The following is a 19,964-nucleotide window of genomic DNA, read 5'->3' as shown; positions in this document are numbered from 1 at the left end:
TGCTGAAAATTAAGGTTAGCTTTTATTTTTCCCTTCCCCACAATTTAAGCGTCGTAATCGCATCTCTATATGAGTCACTTGATAGTAAAACACAAATCACTTTAACCTTTTTTTATTTTGAGTTAAAAATTATTCCGACCTTTTTATCATTCCTCAAACACCTTACACCTAAATTATTACTTAGCACTTTAACTGGTTCTCCTATAGAATAATCCTCTTTCACCTTTGACAAGTTTGGATTATACGCTGGGTCATTCTCCAACAGATCAGACCAACGATTCTTAACCAAGGATATTTCTTTCGAGAATCTCACCTGCTTTTCAATCGTATCCTCATGCCCTCTACTTTTTGATTCATAATGATAAAGCTTTACATGAGGCAACCAAACATTGTTATAACCTGAACTCCATATCTTGAGACAGAGATCCACATCATTAAAAGCAACTTGTAGTTCCTCTTCTAAACCATTCACTTCATTATATACATCCTTACGAAGCATAAGACATGCTGCAGTAACTGCTGTGTAATTTGATACTATTTTCAGTCTGCGATAATATCCTGTGTGATCAGAGGCGAAATATTTATGACTATGACCAGCTACCCCACCAATTCCCAATACCACACCGCCATGCTGAATTGTATTATCCGGATAATAGAGACAAGCTCCTACAGCACCTACATCTTTGCGTATAGCTTGACCTGCCATTTCATTTAACCAATCAGCAGTAATTACTTCCACATCATTATTCAACAATAGGATTAACTCTCCCGTTGCTTTCTCAACACCAAAATTATTTAATTTAGAATAGTTAAAGGGGATATCTAAAACGTAAACTTTAAATCTATTTCCCTCAACGCTTTCATAATGACGATACAATTCAAATACCTCAGATTCATTACTTCCATTATCTATAATAATAACTTCAAAATTCTCATAACTAGTATTACTAAAAATAGACTCTAAACATTTTTTCAAAACTAAGCACATATTTTTGCTAGGTATTATAATTGAAATTTTAGGATTATGTGTAGGTTTATATCTCATAAGATAAACATTAGAGTGTCCTTCGATTGATTCAACTGTAGCATCAAGCTCTCTTCTATTAATGGCATCTTGAATAGCTTTTAGTCCCGCAACATGAGTATAATCTTTTGTTGAACCATTAGATGCTGTTGAGGTTGGTATTGCTCTCCAGTGGTAAAGAATTTTGGGGATATGATAGATATTTTCCGTTAATTCAGTAACTCGTAACATTAAATCAAAATCTTGGCTACCTTCATATCCAACCCGAAACCCACCGATTTGATCAATTAAGCTTTTACGGTAGACAGATAGGTGACATGTATACATCTGGGACATTAATAAATCTGGTGACCAGTCCGGTTTAAAGAATGGAGAGAATCGTTCCCCTTCAACTGATATTTTATCTTCGTCGCTATAAATAACATCTGCAGCAGGAAACTCATTTAATAATAGTACATTTTCGTAAAGAGCATCAGGAGTCAATTCATCATCATGATCTAATAGAGCTATAAACTCTCCAGTTGCTATATCCAACGCTGAATTAGATGAATTAGAAATATGACCATTTTGATTTCTGAAGATCACTTTTATCCTTGAATCAAATTTCTGGTATTCTTGTAATATTCTCTTGATATGCGGTTTTGTTGAAGCATCATCAGATATACACAATTCCCAGTTAGAATAAAGTTGATCTTTTACTGACTCGATACATTTCCTAAGCCAAACCTCTTCTACGTTATACACCGGAACGATTATCGAAATTAAAGGCTTATAGTCAAATTGTTCGACAGACTCCTTAATTCTAACAATATCCAAATCTGTCAATCGAGTTTTATCCATCCATTGTAAATACTCATTTATCGAATCTCCATTACTAAATTCAAGAGTTTGCTTTATACTGCTCCACAGCGATTTCAAACCTCTACTCTTGTAAATTCCCCAAGCCTTTTTTAAAGGCTCTCCAATCTTCCTATAACTGATACCTCTTTGATCACGATATTTTTTAAATGATTTAAAGACAATAGATAATCTACTTACTTTCCTTATCTTTAATCTTCCAAACTCAAAATTCGTTTCCTTTTCTCCCGGATCTAACCTTATAGCCTTCGCCTCAGTAGGAATATAAAGAAAAACTCGATTAAAAGAGACTCCTTTAGGAATCTCTGCGATGATCATGCTCCGAACTTCGCTGAATCCACTTCCATCATCCCAATACATTTTCAGTGGAATATTCTCATCTGCATTTGAGTTCCAATACAACTCATTCCATCCAGCTAGTATCATACCTTCAATTAAAAAATGAGGATCAGGTCCTACAATTGTCCAATCATCATTTCTCCCCTTCAAATCATGAAGCGGAATTATTTTTAAATTGTTCTTCATCCCAAATAAACCTAAAATAAAAAAGAAAATTTTTTTAATCCTGAACAACAAAAAACACCTACTCTCATTAATATTACTTCCCAAATATTTTTTTAAATTTTGTTAGATAGATCCATGATCTTGAGGTTCGTATAGATTCTAATTCCTTCTCATATATTAAATTACGTTGTACCAGTTCTTCATTGGTTGATCGTAATTCCTTATTTTTCTGATTTATCTCATTTTTCTCAACTTTCAAAATTCCTATTAATCTTTCAAAATCCTCAGTTAAGACTTTATAACGATTGATTTCTGTCATCAAATTTTCATTCTCATAGGCGATATGCGTATTTCCCTCTTTAATTAAAGATAACTCTTCCCGCGATTGTATTTCTTTAATTTCAAACTCTTTCATTCGATTACTGAAGTAATCAATAATTGATATCAATGTATCATTTTCGGTTAATTTTAGAATGTCAAAACTAATTTCTTCAATAGAAACTACATTTAAGAGTTCAAATGTTAGGAAAGGATCATCATTGTAAAAAACAAAAGTATCCTCATAAACAAAATTATAATTACCACTCATCAAAATATCTTTTTTAGCCACTATCTGTTGGGAAGTTCTAACTGTAATATTATTAATTCGAAATGCACCTTTAATATTCGAAGGATCGATTCTGAATGCTCTTATCGATTTGCCTTTGCAAATCATACTTATCGATTTCTCTACGCCTTCAAATTCAATCTTATTACTATTCGATTCACTAAAACCATCTCCAGAATCCAAGAAAATTTGAACGAAATCCTCAATGGTCTTGGATGATTCGATAGTTTTAAGTCCTGCTAACATATAGAACTTACTTTCTAGATCTCTTAATTTTGCTAGAAGACTATCTTTTGCTAATAAATCAGTTTCTAACGGTTGCACTAGAGATAGCCCTTTTTTCTTCGTCGCAACACATATTTTCCTATAGGACTCATCAACATAATCATAGTTAAAGATATACTGATTATAAAATCTATCGATTTCATTTCGGTATATTCCTAATTTGGGATCCTGTGCCGCAACAAAATGAATTGTCATCATTTTCTCCCAAATTTCTATATCGCCATGACTTATGAAATTATAGTTTATTTCCTGTGAATTTAAATATTTGGCAAGATCATTTAGGACAGGCAACCCATTCATCATGTGCTCTTCGAGCCAGATGAAATCTTTATTAAAAATCGTTTTATACACTGCATTCACTCGTCTTTCAGCTTCAACCACCTTGGAGGAATGGAAAGGTGCAGTGATCACAAAAAAATCGGAACTTACTCTGTAAATTTCCTTGATAAACTTTTCTCTATCTTCTGGAAATATGTGTTCAAAAACATCCAATGCAACAACGATATTGTATTTATTATTGGGAAACTGCATAGAAGTAGCATCGCCTAATAAATATTTGGGATTATCCTTTAAATTATCGGGTAACTGAATGTCTAAATACGTTATGTGATCCTCAGGCAAAAACTTTTCGAGATTTTGATGTTCATTTGCACCAACCTCTAAAATGTTAAATATTTGTCCGGCTTCTCTTAAATTATTTATTATGTTTGCTACATTATTATATCTTTGAAATTGATCAAATAATATATCAATCATTTTAAGACCTCCCAATTATGATTAATATAAACCAGACCTTCTGAGAAATATTTATTAGTTATTGTAAATGAGACTGAATTTTCTTTATAATGTATATTGACTAATCCTTCATTATTAAATAGACCTACATCCAAACAAAATGTACCTCCAAGTAAAGGAATCTGAGGTATACAATATTTCACTTTATGACGTCCCATATCATTGGGTATCGATATTTTTTCCAAAAAAGTATTAGGACCAAAGATGTACTCTCTATTCGGAGTGTATATGGCTGCCCCTAACAAAAGATCATCGATTATTTCTTCATAAACTTCATACTCAATTTCTACATTCATTTCATCAAAAGTTTTAAAGGCTGTCTTATTAATTTCTACTTTAGTTATTAATGCAAGAATATCAGGATTTGAGGGTAATATAAAATCGGGATCTACCACTTCCACTTTTGGAGGTTTTTTCATCTCCTCTGAACTGTTTGTATCATTTCTCATATAATCTTCGTATCTATCCACTACTTCGCTTGACTCTCCGACTGACTCTATTTTTCCATCTTTTATCCAAACAGCTTTATTACAAAATCTTTTAACTTGTTCCGAAGCATGAGAAACAAATAGTATTGTTGTTCCACTACGCTTTAAATCTTTCATTTTATCTATACATTTTGTTTGAAAACGTGTATCTCCAACAGCTAGTGCCTCATCCACAATTAATATATCAGGTTCAACATTTATAGAAACAGCAAAGGCAAGCCTTGCAAACATCCCACTAGAATACAATTTAACTGGTTGATCAATGAAACTCCCAATATCAGCAAAATTAATAATAGATTCAATTTTTTCGTCCATTTTCTCCCTGTTATGGCCCATCATTAATCCATTAAGATAAATATTTTCTCTACCAGTATATTCAGGGTTAAAACCAGCGCCAAGCTCTAATATAGCAGATATTTTGCCGTTCACTTGTATTTCCCCACTAGTAGGAGTAAGTACCCCTGTTATCATTTTCAAAAGTGTTGATTTGCCCGATCCGTTCCTTCCAAGAATACCAATAGCATCTCCTTTTTCCACAGAAAGACTAATTCCATTCAAAGCAACAAAGTCTTTGTGATACACCTTTTTTAGTGGGTGAATGGATTCTTTAAAACGATCAGCAGGTTTATCATACAATTTATAGGACTTAACAATATTTTTTATCTCAATAATTTTCATAATTACCACTCCTATAGCACATCAGAAAAGTGAGGTCTAAGTTTTTTAAAAATTTTGAGACTGAAAGTGAACATAACCAAACAAAATATCCAGAAATAAACCGTTTGATACGGACGATCAATAAATAAAATATGATCAATTAAAGAATCCCTATAGCCTTGAACAATATAATACATAGGATTTAATTTAAATAATCGAGCCAGAAAATCAGAGAGCATAGTTACGTTCCAACCGATTGGAGTAAACCAAAAACCCATTTGAAGTATCACTGCTATAATCTGGTTTAAATCTTTAAAAAACAGTACGACTGCTGATGTAAAAAAAGAAAGCGAAACAACTAAGAATATTGAACAAAAAATATAATAAATTAATTGAAAACTATAAAGTGTTGGGTAATGTCCATAAGCCCCATAAATCAAAAATATAAAACCAACAAAAAATACTTGAATAAAAAATGCAGAGAAAATTTTCACTAATGGAAGCAATTCAATTTTAAAAACAACTTTCTTTACTAAATAGCTGTAATCCATAAATGAGTTTGTTGAACTTGATAGAGCATCTGAAAAGAAGAACCATGGTATTATTCCCGCTATAAACCAAATAATAAACGGAGTATCACCGACATTCCCATTTCTTAATCCTACCTGAAACACAAACCAATATGTAGCAATGGTCAAGAGGGGATTAATAAACCCCCATAAAACTCCCAAATATGAAGAAGCATATTTTGTTTTAAAATCATTTTTAGCTAAATTAAAAATAAGCTTTCTATTGTTAACAAAGTCTTTAACAAACTGTAGAATATCTTTTACTGAACTTCCCACATAATAAAAAGAAAATGCTACTAACAAACTTAAAACTAAAACAACCCCCATATGAGTGCGATCAAGTTGATTATTAAGTTTATCCAGTAGTACCGTTCCATTAAGAATGAAAAACGGATCAGTTCCAGTTGAAATAAGAACTACTTTTTCGCTATTGCCATCATTAGATAAAGAAATTTGATTTAATTGTAGATCACTATTAAACAAATCGATCTTCACATTAGAATTACCGCTTAGATATATATTTTTTACAGATATTGAACCTTTCTCATTCCCAATATCTACTCTTATAAAAAAATACCCATTAGGAATATCAAATTTTAGAGTTTGCCACTTTGTATTCTGATCATAGATCTTTTTGACTGATTTAGTTTCGTCCCAGCCTTCGGGGGAGGAAGAATAGAATACTTGGTACTCATCAGATACTTCAGAATTAACATCCATTTTCAAGATTATTTTCCCGTTATCTTTGACGTACAATTTAATGTAATAAAAAGAAACAACTAATATCAATAAAGCACTAAGTAAAAGTAAGATTCGTTTAACTAACTTCATTCATTATTTCTCCTAACTATCTCTTAAGATTCACCTAAAAAGGATAAAAGTTTTAATCAATTCGCTCATATGCTAAAATATCCTCGTACCTACAGATAAAGGAGAATATAAACGTGTCGAAACCAGTATACGGTAAAAATGCGGTTCAGTCGAGAAATGTTGAAAAGATATCCAGTTACATATGGGCGTTAGCGATAGGGTTCATTGTTTTTTTGGTCTGGACCCCGTTTCAAGTGGGATTATTTAATGGGCAGCAGATTGACTTCGAGAAGCCGGTCTATCTGTCTTCCCTCCTAAGCAGCCTGTTGCTGCTGGTGTGGATAAGCTTGTACTTCACCAAGTTCAGGCTGGAAGGACAGCGGGATGCGCTGGCTGTGGCTTCGCTGCTGTTGCCAGCTACCTACGCATTGTCGCTTATTGGCGCTGCTTCGCATTATATGGCGATGAATCTGCTGTTTGTGCAGAGCATGTATGTCGCAGTATTCATTATAGCGTTATATTTGCTCCAGCAAAAGCAACTAAATGTTGTCATTCAAAATGCTATTCTGGCGATCGCTTATTTCATCGTCGGTTTCGGTCTGCTGAACTGGCTTGGCAGCTGGAAATTCGCCGGGGGGCTGATCGGCTGGTTCTCGAATACGGTACGTGATGGTAAATACTTGGATGCAGTCATGACGGACTCTAACGGTCTGCGTTTGACCTCCATTTTCCAGTATGCCAATACTTATGCGGCCTTTCTCATGGCCTTCCTGTTCGTGGCGGTGTATGCCTTGGTCCGCTCCAAAAAGTGGTACGGCACGCTGACGCACAGCTTCATGCTGGTACCGATTATTGTATCTCTGCTGCTGACCTTGTCCCGTGGGGGACTTGTCATGCTGCCTGTAGTGTTCATCCTGCTCCTGCTGTTCCTGAAGCCTGCACAGCAGATTCTCTGGATTATTCATCTTGCGCTTTCTGGCCTTGCGGCACTGTTGGTTACTAACCCGCTGACCACACTTGGAACAGAGTTAAATACGACTTATACCTCATCAGCAGCACTTAAGGCCTGGGCCTATCTGATCGTAGCCTCGGCTGTAGTTGCCGCACTAGGATGGGTGATTCAACGTTATGTTGCACCATGGCTGCATGGAAAGCTGGGAGGCTCGGAAACCCGCAGATTCACAGGACTATGGATTCCCCTCGGCTCAGTCGTAGCTGTGGCTGTCGTTGCATTCCTGCTGATCGGAACAGGATTGAAAAGTATTTTACCGGATAATATCGAGACGCGGCTGGAGAACATTAACTTCAAGCAGCATAGTGTATTAGAACGCTTTACTTTCTACAAGGATGCCATGAAGGTAGTGAAGGATTATCCGGTTCTCGGGTCGGGCGGGGGCGGTTGGTCTGCGTTATATGAAGAGTACCAGAACAACCCTTATATAAGCCGTCAGGTTCATAACTTCTTCCTGCAGTATTTGATCGAAGTCGGGATTGTCGGATTCATTGTGTTTATGGGCTTTATCGGATATATTTTCTACAAATACATCCGGGCATATCTGAAGCGGGACAAGGACGAGTTCAATAATGGATTCTTTTTCTACATCATTGCTCTATCCATTCTTGTTCACAGTCTGCTGGACTTTAACATGAGTTACGCGTTCATGGGGATTCTGGTCTTCATCGGCTTGGCTGGTATGGGTGCTGTGATGGAGAACAAACCGCTCCGCCAGAGCTGGAACAAAGCCGGCATTCGGATGGGACACATGGCTGTCCTGACCATCGGGACGATATTCCTGCTGTTCCTGTCGATCAGCTACATCGGGTCCAGTAACGCTGCTCTCAAAGGCAAAAACTTAGTTTCCGTGAGTACTTCCTATGAGGAGATCAAAACTCCGTTGGTCAAAGCATTAGATGCCCGTCCGTACCATCCGGAAGCAGCATTATACTTGTCCACTCTTGACATGCAAGTATTCAAGCAAACTCAAGATCAGCAGTATCTGGCTGAAGCATCCAATGTGTTGACACGTGCTTTGAAAGATGAACCTTACAATAAAAATCTTTTGGCTCAACTGGCCAGCTATTACGATCTGAAGGGTCAACCTGACATGGCGTTGGCAGTATACAGTGACAATGCCTACAAGTTCAATTGGGATATCACGTGGTATGAGTCATTGATTAACCGTGCTCAGACGCTTGCTGCGGCAGCTAGTGAGCAGAAGGATGAGGCCAAGAAACAGGAATACCTCACGGCCGGACTGGATGCGTATAAGCATGTTGTGGATGGTGTGGAGCATCTGAAAACTTTACCGCCTGAGCAGCTGCAGGGCCGTCCGTTCTCGGTTACCCCTGTCATTGCACTAAATGTGGGTAAGCTGCAGGTCATCTCAGGACAAAATGATGTGGCTGCTGCTACGTTGAAGCTTGGTTTAAGTGACGATTACAATGACACTACTAACCGCGAGGTAGCCCGCTGGTACTTGGCGGCACTGAAAAAAGCAGGAGCAGCAGTAGATCAGCCAATCTATGACAAGCTGGTTGCCGCTGATCCGGCTGAGGCTGCAGCCATTGAGGCGGTTGTGAATACGCAGTACTGATCGCAATAACAGAACAGATATAGAAAAAAGCGGCTTACTGTCTAAGTACAGTGAGCCGCCTTTTATTATGATTTAAGTGAGATTGAATAAGAATACGTATGAAGATAAGCGATAGTATCCTTATCTGCTAATCAGTCTCTCCTCATTCTCAATAACTTCCCTCAGATACTCCAACAGCCCTTCCTTGAGCTCCTCATGCTGAAGCGCGTAGTGGATGCTTGTCTGGATAAACCCCATCTTCTCCCCGACATCATGCCGTCTGCCTTCGAAGTCATAAGCTATAATCCGCTCCACTTCACTTAAACGGGAGATCGCATCCGTAAGCTGAATCTCACCGCCTACACCAACCTGCTGCTCACCCAGCATATCGAAGATGCGCGGAGTCAGGATATACCGTCCCAGAATCGCCAGGTTGGATGGAGCATCCTCACGCTTAGGCTTTTCTACAAGCCGGTTGGCTCTGTAGACACGTTCTGCTATTTCAGAACTGTCCACTACCCCGTAACGGGACACCTCTTCCCATGGTACAGGCTGTACACCCACAATAGAGGATCTATATTGATCGTACACTTCTATCATCTGCTTGAGACAAGGCTTGTTCGACTCCACGATGTCATCCCCCAACAGCACTGCGAAGGGCTCGTTACCGATGAACTTCCGTGCACACCAGATTGCGTGTCCGAGGCCACGGGGTTCTTTTTGGCGGATGTAGTGGATGTCGGCCATCTCGGAGGATTTGCGCACCGATTCCAGCAGCTCCCACTTCTGCTTCTCAGCCAGATTGAATTCCAGTTCGAATGAATTATCGAAATGGTCTTCGATTGCACGCTTGCCTTTACCTGTCACAATAATAATATCTTCGATCCCGGAAGCTACTGCCTCCTCAACAATATATTGAATCGTGGGTTTGTCTACGATGGGCAGCATTTCTTTGGGCATCGCTTTGGTCGCAGGCAGGAAGCGGGTTCCCAGACCGGCAGCGGGAATAATCGCTTTACGGATCTTCATCTCATGGCTCCTTTAACAGATATACTCATAATCTCAATTATAACAGTTCCTGCTGATTTTGGGCAGTATACTGAGGCAGAGACAAACAGGGACGAAGATCTCTGGGTGAACGCCCGGCGTTGACGTTCCCATTGGATGTTGATATAACAGCACTATACAGCACTTCCATTCGAAGAGGAGGGTATCCATGTTAGACTTATCCAGTCCGGTATGGCAACAGCTTCACGGCCCTTTCGGCCCGGCTGAAGCGGTCCCCGGGTTACTGCAGCAGTTGCAGAAGGAGTATAGCACCGAGGTTAAAGATCAGCTGTACTGGGAGCACCTGTTCCATCAGGACACGATCTACAGTAGCACTTATGCCGCGTTGCCTTATCTGGCGGAATTGGCCGGGCAGTCGGCTGATCCCGAAGTAAAATTGGATATCTACGTGACCTGCGGGATCTTCGTGGCAAATCAGATGACAGTGCACAGCGAGAAGCTGCCCGCTGAATTCGCCCACCAGAACCCGCCGCTTGCTGAGGAACTTGTACGGGGGATTTATACAGCCTACCTCAATGCCGTTGAACATCTGGGCAAGCTATCAGAAGAAATCTTCCTCTATGCAGAAGCGGCTCAAAAGGATGACCAGGAGAAGCGATACATCCTCGCTGCGGATGCCGCTTACCGGGGAGATCAGGCAGTAGCGGGTATATTGTTGACCTATTCGGAAGGCGATGAATACATGGTCGGATGCCCGAGCTGTTATGAGGAAATGTATATTTGGCCGAATGAGAACAGCCCCAGGATGACCGCCTATTCTGACGACCCGGTATTCAACGGCAAGGAGAATGGTCAAGCCGTTACGCCTTCCGCGCTTGGCTGCATCAGGCCGGAAGACGGGCCACTGGCCCGCTTATGGCAAGCAGCTCATGCCATCAAGAACGGTCAGCTGATGGAGCAACTGCCTTATCTCACCGGAAAGGTGAACTGCCCGGCCTGTGGTGAAGCTCTGGACATCTGGCCGGAGCTGTTGCCGTTGTAAGAAAGAGCTGATGGGTAAAAGGTTTGGTTGGCCTGGATAGTGTGGAGGATACAAAAACAGGCCCGGAAGAATATCGGGAGCCATCTGGTTGGATGGCCCCGGTAACTGCCGGGTCTGTTTTTATGGCCTTAGCTGATTAAGTGCGTAAAGCGCGCGAAAATAGGTCAATCCTTGAGGGAATGGGACTAATTCACTTACTTCGCATTCACCAGTTGTCCGCGTGTAACGCCAAGCTGGTTGGTAGCCTTCAGGCTTTTCCAAACCTGGGTGCCGGAGATTTCACCACGCAGTGCACGGCTGTAGAGGCTGATGACCTCTGCTACCTGCTCTGGAGTCTCCTCCAGGAACTCTACACGGAAAGAAGCTACGCCTAGCTCACGGAAGTGATTCAGGTATTCTGCACCGGACTGCTCGACCGCGTTATAGACGGTGTTGCGGCAGCCTTCGTCTACACGGACGGGATGGGACATGCCGATGCGGTCCTGCAAGGATGCACGCTGCTCCTCGCAAGGGCGGCCACAGTTCGTGTAATCTGTGCCTTCACTCATGAAGGTACAGTAGACACAATGTTCTGTATGGAACATCGGCAGATGCTGGTGGATAACAACCTCCATCCGCGAGGTGTCGCTGTGCCCCAGCAGATCAACCATCTGTTGAATGTTCAGGTCATACGACGGTGTAACCATATCGCAACCGGCGTCCAGGAACAGATCCACAGCCCGGTGATTGGCGATATTCAATGAGAAATCGCCGATCAGCCGGGGATGCGCAGCCTCCGGGTGCTCCATGCGGTGGCGCAGGTAATAATACAGCGCGCCGGTGTTACGCACCAGCACAGCATCCGGCTGCAGGCGCAGGATGTTGGCATGGTAGCCGTTCTCGTTCGGCATATGGATGCGTGGTGTGGCCAGCGCAATGCTGGCCCCTGCTGCCCGCACAGCGTCTACTGCCGCCGGGAATTGCTTGATGAACTCGAAGTCGGCGTAGATATTCGTTACGCCGGCTTCAAGTGCAGCCTGTACCTGCGGCAGGCTGCGGCAAAGCGCGGTAAGCTCCGCTTCACCGCTGCCAGCTGCGGCGCCCCTGTGGGAGGTGCCGCCGTAGACCTCAACCTCCCGTTTCACATACACGGGAGGCTTCGGGCGCTCGCCCGCAAGCAGCTCCACCGCCTGACGGCGGATGCTGTTCAGCTCGCGTATGGGCACGATCACGTCGCCTTGCAGATGCGACTCCAGCGCTTCAAGCTGGAACAGGGTCCCGCCCAGGCGGCCGAATTGTTCTTCCAGCAGCGCGGTATCCATCGGACGCTTCTGCGCTGTCTCCAGCGCCAGCTCCGAATCCACACGGACAGTGACGTTCTTCTGAACGTCTGTCCACCAGGTCGTCAGCTTCTCGCCTGCGCAGCCCTGCACCCGCACATGAACCGGGAATACCCGGTACGGCTTCTCGGTCTCATACGACTGCCGCAGCGCCTTGTCGAGCGCCGGGTCGTTCGTCTTCCAGATGCGATCCCCCACATGCAGACGGCGCAGATCTACGTCATTCCGGCCCGGAACGATGTCAATAATCCATCCTTCGCCTGCTTCGCCCTCAAGCTTGACGCCCTTGCGGCGCAGATCGTAGATGCGGCCGCCTTCCTCCTTCTTCGTCGGATCTCCGGCGTCGAACACAATGCCGTCTCCACGTTTAAGCGGAGCATGAATGCGGCAGACCACGCCATCGCGCAGGATCTGCTCCACGGTGCCCAGATACACCCCCCGGCTCTTGGGGAAGGTGCCATCGACTAATTTCTTATTATTGGTACCTTCAAGGAAACCGTTCGTGAACCCGCGTGAGAAGCTCTGTTGCAGCTCACGCATATCCTCCTTCGAGGTAGGCGTCCAATTACCTTCAAAATACTTATCGATCGCCTTACGGTACTTACTGACCACATTAGCGACATACTCCGGGGTTTTGAGCCGGCCTTCGATTTTGAACGAGGTCACTCCGGCTTCAATCAGCTCCGGCATCAGGTCGATGGCGGCAAGATCCTTCGGCGACAACAGATAAGTCACATCGCCCATCGGCTTCACTTCACCGTCAATCATCAGATCATACGGCAGACGGCAGGCCTGGGCGCATTCCCCACGGTTCGCCGAACGTCCGCCCCACATTTCGGAGGTCAGGCACTGGCCCGAATACGACACGCAGAGCGCACCATGCACGAATACCTCCATCGGCAGACGGGCTTGCTCGCCAATCGTGCGGATCTGCTTCAGATTATTTTCACGGCCGAGGACGACGCGTTCCAGCCCCCATGGCTTCGTGAATTCCACCGCTTCCGGTGAGGTAATCGTCATCTGCGTAGAACCGTGAATCGGGAAATCCGGCGAGATCTCGCGGATCATCTTCACCAGCCCCAGGTCCTGAACGATAACGGCATCCACACCCGCATCCACGCAGGCATCAATCAGTCCCTTGGCATCCGGCAGCTCATTCTCGAACACCAGTATATTAAAGGTCAGGAACCCCTTCACTCCATAGCTGTGCAGAAACGCCATAATCTCCGGCAGCTCGTCCATCCGGAAGTTGTTTGCTCTGGCCCGTGCATTAAATTTCTCTACGCCAAAAAAGACAGCATCCGCCCCGTTCGCCACCGCTGCACGCATGCAGTCCCAATCTCCCGCCGGAGCCAGCAGTTCTACGTCTTCTCTGCGTATTCCTTGCTCTTTCATTTATATCCTCCCAAACCGCCTGATGGCGGGTCATTTACAGCTTTTTAACTTATTAATTGTATCAAATATCACAGCTGTCTGCCAGTAAAATAGAAACACTTGGATTTTGCTTTCCATAAGATTCTATTTTAAAATAGTACAGAAGCTCCTGCTTTAATAGACAAATGAAGAAGAACCTGCGTAAAATATGAATAGAAAAGAATAAATACGTAAATGATCTCACCGTTCCCAAAATTTATATGCAGCAAAAGGAGAGTTGAAACAGTTATGAAAGGCATAATTCTTGCGGGAGGAAGCGGCACCCGGCTATACCCTCTCACAATGGTTACCAGTAAACAATTACTGCCGGTCTATGATAAACCCATGATTTATTATCCTCTATCCACATTAATGCTGGCAGGCATCCGAGAAATTCTGATCATTTCTACTGCTGAGGACACACCACGGTTCGAGCATTTGCTTGGTGATGGCTCCCAGTTCGGAATCTCACTGCAGTATATCGTCCAGCCGAGTCCAGATGGACTGGCACAAGCCTTCATCCTCGGCGAATCCTTTATCGGGGAAGACTCCGTAGCTATGGTTCTCGGAGATAATATATATTACGGCAACGGTATGACCAAGATGTTGAAGCAAGCTGCCGACAAAACAAGCGGGGCGACCGTATTCGGCTATCATGTTCCCGATCCCGAACGTTTTGGTGTAGTGGAATTTGACGGAGACGGCAAGGTCCTCAGCATCGAAGAGAAACCGGAGCATCCAAAATCCAATTATGCGGTTACCGGCCTTTATTTTTATGACAACCGGGTAATTTCTATTGCTAAGGAAGTCAAGCCTTCACACCGTGGCGAGCTGGAAATCACTTCGATTAATGAAGCCTATCTGAAGCTGGGCGAGTTGGATGTTGCTCTGCTGGGACGCGGGTTTACCTGGCTAGATACCGGAACTCACCAGAGCCTGGTGGATGCCACCAACTTCGTCAGAACGATTGAAGATCATCAAGGGATCAAAATCTCCGCACCCGAAGAAATTGCTTATATCAATGGCTGGATCACTAAGGAACATCTCCTGGAATGCGGACATAAGCTGAGCAAGACCGGATACGGCCAATATTTAATTAAGGTCGCTACAGGTAAAATCCAATTTTAAACCATAGAAAGAGTGGATACGATGAAGTTTATCAAAACCAATCTGGAGGATGTTCTTGTCGTTGAACCGGCAGTCTTCGGGGACCACCGTGGCTGGTTCATGGAGACCTACAGCGAGGCCAAATTCCATGAACACAATCTCCGTTACCAGTTCGTTCAGGATAATCAATCCTATTCAGCGGTAAAAGGCACTCTGCGCGGACTCCACTTCCAGCTTAACCCGAAAGCACAGACCAAGCTTGTACGCTGTACACGCGGGTCGATCTTTGATGTAGCTGTAGATATCCGTCAAGGCAGTCCTTCTTACGGCAAGTGGTTCGGCGTTGAGCTAAATGCTGAGAACAAGAAGCAGCTTCTCATCCCCAAAGGGTTCGCCCACGGCTTCATGACACTAACGGAGGATGTCGAGGTGCAGTACAAGTGCGATGAGCTGTACGCGCCTGAATGTGACGGCGGAATTCTGTGGAATGACCCTGAAATTGCCATTGAATGGCCGATCGATGTGATTCCTGTGCTGTCTGCCAAGGATGAACAAGCACCGCTGTTAAAGGACGTAAAGCATAATTTTGTTTATCAGATTTAAGTAATTAATTTATTCGTGTTTACAAAAACAACGTCCCGGCTGACCGGCAGCCTGGGACGTTGTTCTTATATACTCTTTACTCTTCTACTCCCCCACCCAACCAAACGACCCCAGCACCCGCTCCAGCACCGCCTGCTGGCTCGCCGTGGCGTTGGCATCATTCAGTGTGACAGTGAGCGTATAGACCACATCGTTGCGGTTGAAGACAATAATCTTCGTGCCCACGGGGATGCTGTTCTTGGTCTGCTCTACCGTGAGCATCGTAGCGGGTACACCGGCGAAGGCAGTTTCGACAACACTTTTCACCTGCGGGCCCTTAGGGTCTTGCTTGGTGTTCTGGTAATAGCTCTGGAGCTGGCTGACGGCATATTCCGGCGTAACCTCGGGACTGGCATAGAGCTGAAACCGGCCGCCGGTGAAGCGGTATTCCACGCTCTGGCTCTCAAACAGATCCTGAACTGGGCTCCACAGCCTCGGAATCTCGAGCTTGTAGCCGTAGGTCTTGGAGATTTTGGTGACCGACTTCTGGCTGAGCTGGGTATAATCCTCTGACGTCAGGCGTCCGAAGTTCCTCTTCGTCTGGGCAAAATCAATATCGATCGAGTTCAGCACCTCTGTAAAGCGCGCTTGATCCCCGCTCTGCCCGGGCCCGGATGCCGCAACATATTCAAAATAATAACGGTACCCGTTCTTCAGCAGCAGAATCTGATATTCCGTACTCCACCCGCTGCCCGGGTTAAGTCCGATCTCGTTGATCTGCACCGGCTCACCGGAGACCTTGCCCGCTACGCTGTCCTTCAAGGTGTAGGCATCAGGCACATACGTATCACGGAGCTGAGACAGCAGTTCCTCGTTCCAGCTTGCCAGCGTGGAGCCTGCCGGGGCCGAGCTTACTTTTACACGCAGATAACTCCCCTGTTTGCCTGCATAATAGAGCTGCTGGTCATCCGCACTCCAGTCGGCAGGGACCTTAAGCGCAATCCCGTAGTCATCGTTGTAGCCTTCGCGCAGCCCGTTGCGGATCGTGGAGAGGTCGCGGATACTTCGGTCGGAAGCGTCAAAGGAGGGCTGAAAAGAATTCAACAGCGCTGCATATTTGCCCAAATCCTTATAATTCGCTGCATTATCATCTGTCAGATAGATCTCATACAGCCTGCCATCAGCATAATATTGCCTGCCCTCCCAGAGCGCGCCGCTCGAATCCTTGCTCACAGTCCGGGCGTAAGGAACCTTGGCCTTAGATACAGCCTCCCGGTCCAGCACAATCTCCCCGCCCTCCTCCGAGGAGCGGACCAGATTCTCCAGCAGCCCCTCGGGATCAAGCGGAACGGCAAGCGGCGAAGCGTGCACCTCCAGATAATACCCGTTCTCTGCACTCGTAAAAGTCGCTACGCTCTCATTCCCTCCGCTGTCGCCTACCACCAGACCTGGTGGATAGTTCATACTCCACTCCAGATAGCTGTTGCCGATCCGGGTTTTGCCGGCGTCACTGTCGATCCCGCTCTGTGCTTCAACGTCTACTACTGCTACTGGAGGAGATAGCGTAACCAGTACCCCTCCGCCCTCCGCCGGAGTCATCCGCGCACCCAGCACCCCAGCCACGAACCTCAGCGGCACCATCAGCACACCGGATACCATACGCGGGGGCGCGGCGAGCTTGATTTTGACGCCATCCTTCCAGGCAGTCGTACTGCCTATCGTCATCGCACCAGTATGCGGCCCGTACATTACCTTGACTACATCATCGCCTGTGAGGGAGACGGTGCTGCCGAAGGCTTTTTTGAAAATTCCCAGCGGGACCAGCAGCGTTCCATTCTCAGCAAAAGGCTTCGGAATCGTGACCAGCTTCCCGTTAACCGTCGCAGCTGTACTGCCCGCTTGAACACTAAGCTGTAACAAAGTCCCCTCCGCCGCCTGGGCCTTTCCCACAGGAAACAGGCTGAGCAGCAACAATAGGACTACAATAATAGACACTCCGCGCCGTAGATGTCCCGCCCTGCTGCCCGGTCCGGCTGCACCTGCCGCCGCCTCACTCTGTCGTCTGATCATCCATATCCCCCTCCGCCTTAGCAGCATTAACCAGAGGGTCGCCTTGTCCAAGAACAAGGCTTCTGGCTACGATATCGCCGTCACTCTGCATCAGAAGCTTGACCACTGCCCCCGGCTTGTACTGTCTGAATAATTCATTAACGTCAACAAGTGAAGTCACCCGGTGTCCGTCTATGGCATATAGTGCATCTCCCGCCGTAATTCCTGCCTTGCGCGCTTCTGCCGTAAGCACCTTCGTCACTGTTAACGGCTCCTGCCCAGGCAGTCCGACAATTACGGGCCAGCTCTCCTCAAGCTCAATGCCGAGGCTCGGACGCCGGACCTCTCCATATTGGAGCAGCTGATTCATGATGTACTTCACCGTATCTGCGGGAATCGAGAAGCCCATATTCTCCACACCCACGGCTGCGAACTTCATGCTGTTGACCCCGAGTACCTCCCCCTTCATATTGACCAGCGGTCCTCCGCTGTTGCCGGGATTGATGGCCGTATCGCTCTGGATCAGCCGGTACGCCGCATCCACCGAACGGTTAAGACCGCTGATCACACCTACAGTAGCCGAATTTCTCAGGGAAAAGGAGATCGGCGTCCCGATTGCGATAACCTTCTCCCCTACCTGAAGCTTGGCGGCGCTGCCTGCGAAGGTTGCGGGTTTTAAGGCTTTGGCTTTGATTTTGACCAATGCAAGATCACTGAATTCGTCCGAGTATGTATCTGTGATGTTATAGCTCGTCCCGTCTGAGGTGACCACTACCGCCTTCTCCAGCCCGGCCATCACATGGGCATTAGTAATGATCCATCCGTCTGCTCTGACGATAATCCCGGAGCCGTGGGTCAGATTGTAACGGTCATCCGGTCCGCCGGTTTCTCCGCCCGCTTTACCGATAATGCCGACTACAGACGGCGAGACGGTGCTTATGATTTGCGGAACCGGGTCTGCTGCTGCAGGCTGGCTCCATTGCCCCTTGCTCTCCTTTTGCACCTCACCTGCTTGTCCGGCCTTCATTACGTTCACAGCCGTGCCTCTCTCAGCAGTTAATGCTCCTGTCCCGCCGTGGCCCGCCCCATGAACCACACCGGCTGGACCTATGAATCCCGACAATAATAACAGCAGAATACCCGGCAGTACCACACTACCCCGGGCAATTCCGCTCCTCCCCATTCCCATGGCTCTCCCCTTCTTTCCTGCGCGCGAAGCATATGAATTCTTATCTTCAAAAAAAGACGCCTTTAGGATCGCCGCTGGCGGTAAAGGTGTCTTTAAGATGAGCTTGCCTCTGAGGTTATGTGTGCCTTACTCTAGCTGAACCAGTTCAGAATCATTGCATAATCGGATACCACAAAAACCAGCAGGCTTACCACTGCAAAACCGATGGCAAATTTGTTCTTCTGCGGAGCTCTAAGCAGCCGGACTACACCGATAAGTATCAGGATCGTGAATACAATCATAAATGCATCGAAGGTATGAAATTTAGACGGTTCTTGCGCGGCAGCTTCTGCAAGCAGCATGGCAATCCCTCCCTGAGAGTGTTGTCAAGCAAGTTTCTCTAATCCATATCACCTTCTATGTTATCGTTACCATTTCCGTCACGCAATAGAAATATTTTAAAAATGGCGTATTTGTCACAAAAAAGTTTCCTCATGGCTAAATCGCGCCTCGGATTGGCGATATTCATCATTGACCGCTGTTGTTTTTTCAATTTTCAATGAGCCAATCCACCTCAATCCAGCCTACAGCTGTTGCTATTCAATCAACGCAAAAGCTTCTCATTAAATCTTACGGCGGACATGCTATAGATATGCCTATACTGCTTGTCTGCTGTCTGTTTAATTTTCTTATATTATAGTGTTACAATCAATCCTGAATTCAGAATACAGGCTAGTAGAAAGAACGGTGACGCCTGCTTGAAATACATCGAATTTGGAATCGGAAACACTTGGTGGGTGCGAACAGAGATTGAACAGCCCGATGGCACAGAGGTCGAAGCACAGGGGATCGTCCGGCCGATTATCTTCCGTTCCTTATATCTCAGAGTCTGGATCGGAAGAACAGTCTGGATTGCGGACTCACGGGAAGGGTTCAAACGGGGATCTAAGGCTGCCCGCCGGTTTAAAATTATCTTCGGCATCCGCAGTGAGTTGTAGCGGGAGAGCAGATCATGTAAAATCCAGACCGGATAACATTACTGTTGATTACTTAAAGAATGCATTCAGTTTGTAGCGAACCCTCAGAGATAAGTGTATTCTGTGCAA

14 protein-coding genes are annotated in these 19,964 nt (G+C 45.2%); 5 read left to right on the top strand and 9 right to left on the bottom strand.

Going from position 1 to position 19,964, the window contains the following annotated elements; genetic code table 11:
- Positions 1-112: 112 nt before the first annotated feature.
- From MKY96_RS31950 to MKY96_RS31935, 4 genes are read right to left on the bottom strand one after another with little or no spacing between them, the layout of a single operon-like run.
- Entirely contained in the window at positions 113-2,455 is a 2,343-nt protein-coding gene (locus tag MKY96_RS31950) for a glycosyltransferase family 2 protein (RefSeq protein WP_340946684.1), read from the bottom strand.
- A gap of 25 nt (positions 2,456-2,480) precedes the next feature.
- Positions 2,481-4,034: a class I SAM-dependent methyltransferase gene (locus MKY96_RS31945; RefSeq protein ID WP_340946683.1), complete on the bottom strand. Its 1,554-nt coding sequence runs from the start codon at positions 4,032-4,034 to the stop codon at positions 2,481-2,483.
- Complete coding sequence (locus MKY96_RS31940; protein ID WP_340946681.1) at positions 4,031-5,239, bottom strand: ABC transporter ATP-binding protein; 1,209 nt, start codon at positions 5,237-5,239, stop codon at positions 4,031-4,033. The genes MKY96_RS31945 and MKY96_RS31940 overlap by 4 nt, the downstream gene beginning before the upstream one ends.
- Before the next feature lie 11 nt (positions 5,240-5,250).
- Positions 5,251-6,618 (bottom strand): ABC transporter permease, encoded by a 1,368-nt coding sequence (locus tag MKY96_RS31935; RefSeq protein WP_340946679.1) that lies wholly within the window; start codon positions 6,616-6,618, stop codon positions 5,251-5,253.
- 113 nt (positions 6,619-6,731) lie between these two features.
- On the opposite strand from MKY96_RS31935, the gene MKY96_RS31930 reads away from it, so the two are divergent.
- Positions 6,732-9,191, top strand: coding sequence for an O-antigen ligase family protein (locus MKY96_RS31930; protein ID WP_340946678.1), 2,460 nt, complete (start codon positions 6,732-6,734; stop codon positions 9,189-9,191).
- 120 nt (positions 9,192-9,311) lie between these two features.
- Here MKY96_RS31930 and galU read toward each other — a convergent pair whose 3' ends face one another.
- Positions 9,312-10,199, bottom strand: coding sequence for a UTP--glucose-1-phosphate uridylyltransferase GalU (gene galU, locus MKY96_RS31925; RefSeq protein ID WP_340946677.1), 888 nt, complete (start codon positions 10,197-10,199; stop codon positions 9,312-9,314).
- Positions 10,200-10,386: 187 nt separating this feature from the next.
- On the opposite strand from galU, the gene MKY96_RS31920 reads away from it, so the two are divergent.
- Complete coding sequence (locus tag MKY96_RS31920) at positions 10,387-11,220, top strand: hypothetical protein (protein ID WP_340946676.1); 834 nt, start codon at positions 10,387-10,389, stop codon at positions 11,218-11,220.
- Between the two features lie 194 nt (positions 11,221-11,414).
- Here the strand turns inward: MKY96_RS31920 and MKY96_RS31915 are convergent, their stop codons facing one another.
- The gene (locus MKY96_RS31915) at positions 11,415-13,934 is read right to left on the bottom strand and encodes a DUF3656 domain-containing U32 family peptidase (RefSeq protein ID WP_340946675.1); all 2,520 of its coding nucleotides are present in this window, start codon (positions 13,932-13,934) and stop codon (positions 11,415-11,417) included.
- Between the two features lie 267 nt (positions 13,935-14,201).
- Between MKY96_RS31915 and rfbA the strand changes: the two genes are divergently transcribed.
- Complete coding sequence (rfbA, locus tag MKY96_RS31910; RefSeq protein WP_340946673.1) at positions 14,202-15,080, top strand: glucose-1-phosphate thymidylyltransferase RfbA; 879 nt, start codon at positions 14,202-14,204, stop codon at positions 15,078-15,080.
- Positions 15,081-15,101: 21 nt separating this feature from the next.
- Positions 15,102-15,662: a dTDP-4-dehydrorhamnose 3,5-epimerase gene (gene rfbC / locus MKY96_RS31905; RefSeq protein WP_340946671.1), complete on the top strand. Its 561-nt coding sequence runs from the start codon at positions 15,102-15,104 to the stop codon at positions 15,660-15,662.
- Positions 15,663-15,746: 84 nt separating this feature from the next.
- Here rfbC and MKY96_RS31900 read toward each other — a convergent pair whose 3' ends face one another.
- The 3 genes from MKY96_RS31900 to MKY96_RS31890 form a co-directional block, all read right to left on the bottom strand.
- Positions 15,747-17,711: a stalk domain-containing protein gene (locus MKY96_RS31900; protein WP_340946670.1), complete on the bottom strand. Its 1,965-nt coding sequence runs from the start codon at positions 17,709-17,711 to the stop codon at positions 15,747-15,749.
- Positions 17,692-18,873 carry a S1C family serine protease gene (locus tag MKY96_RS31895; protein ID WP_340946669.1) on the bottom strand — a complete coding sequence of 394 codons (1,182 nt, stop codon included), beginning with the start codon at positions 18,871-18,873 and terminating at the stop codon, positions 17,692-17,694. The genes MKY96_RS31900 and MKY96_RS31895 overlap by 20 nt, the downstream gene beginning before the upstream one ends.
- 137 nt (positions 18,874-19,010) lie before the next feature.
- Positions 19,011-19,220, bottom strand: coding sequence for a hypothetical protein (locus MKY96_RS31890; protein ID WP_340946667.1), 210 nt, complete (start codon positions 19,218-19,220; stop codon positions 19,011-19,013).
- A 396-nt stretch (positions 19,221-19,616) separates the two neighbouring features.
- Here MKY96_RS31890 and MKY96_RS31885 point away from each other — a divergent pair, with 396 nt between their 5' ends.
- On the top strand, positions 19,617-19,856 hold the full coding sequence (locus tag MKY96_RS31885; protein ID WP_340946666.1) for a DUF3977 family protein: 240 nt from the start codon (positions 19,617-19,619) through the stop codon (positions 19,854-19,856).
- The last annotated feature ends 108 nt before the right edge of the window (positions 19,857-19,964 follow it).

It is taken from the genome of Paenibacillus sp. FSL R7-0302, from assembly GCF_038006885.1.
In the GTDB taxonomy this organism is placed as follows: domain Bacteria; phylum Bacillota; class Bacilli; order Paenibacillales; family Paenibacillaceae; genus Paenibacillus_AQ.
Note: the sequence above shows the minus strand (reverse complement) of the source record. Positions and strands in the feature narration are given on the sequence as shown.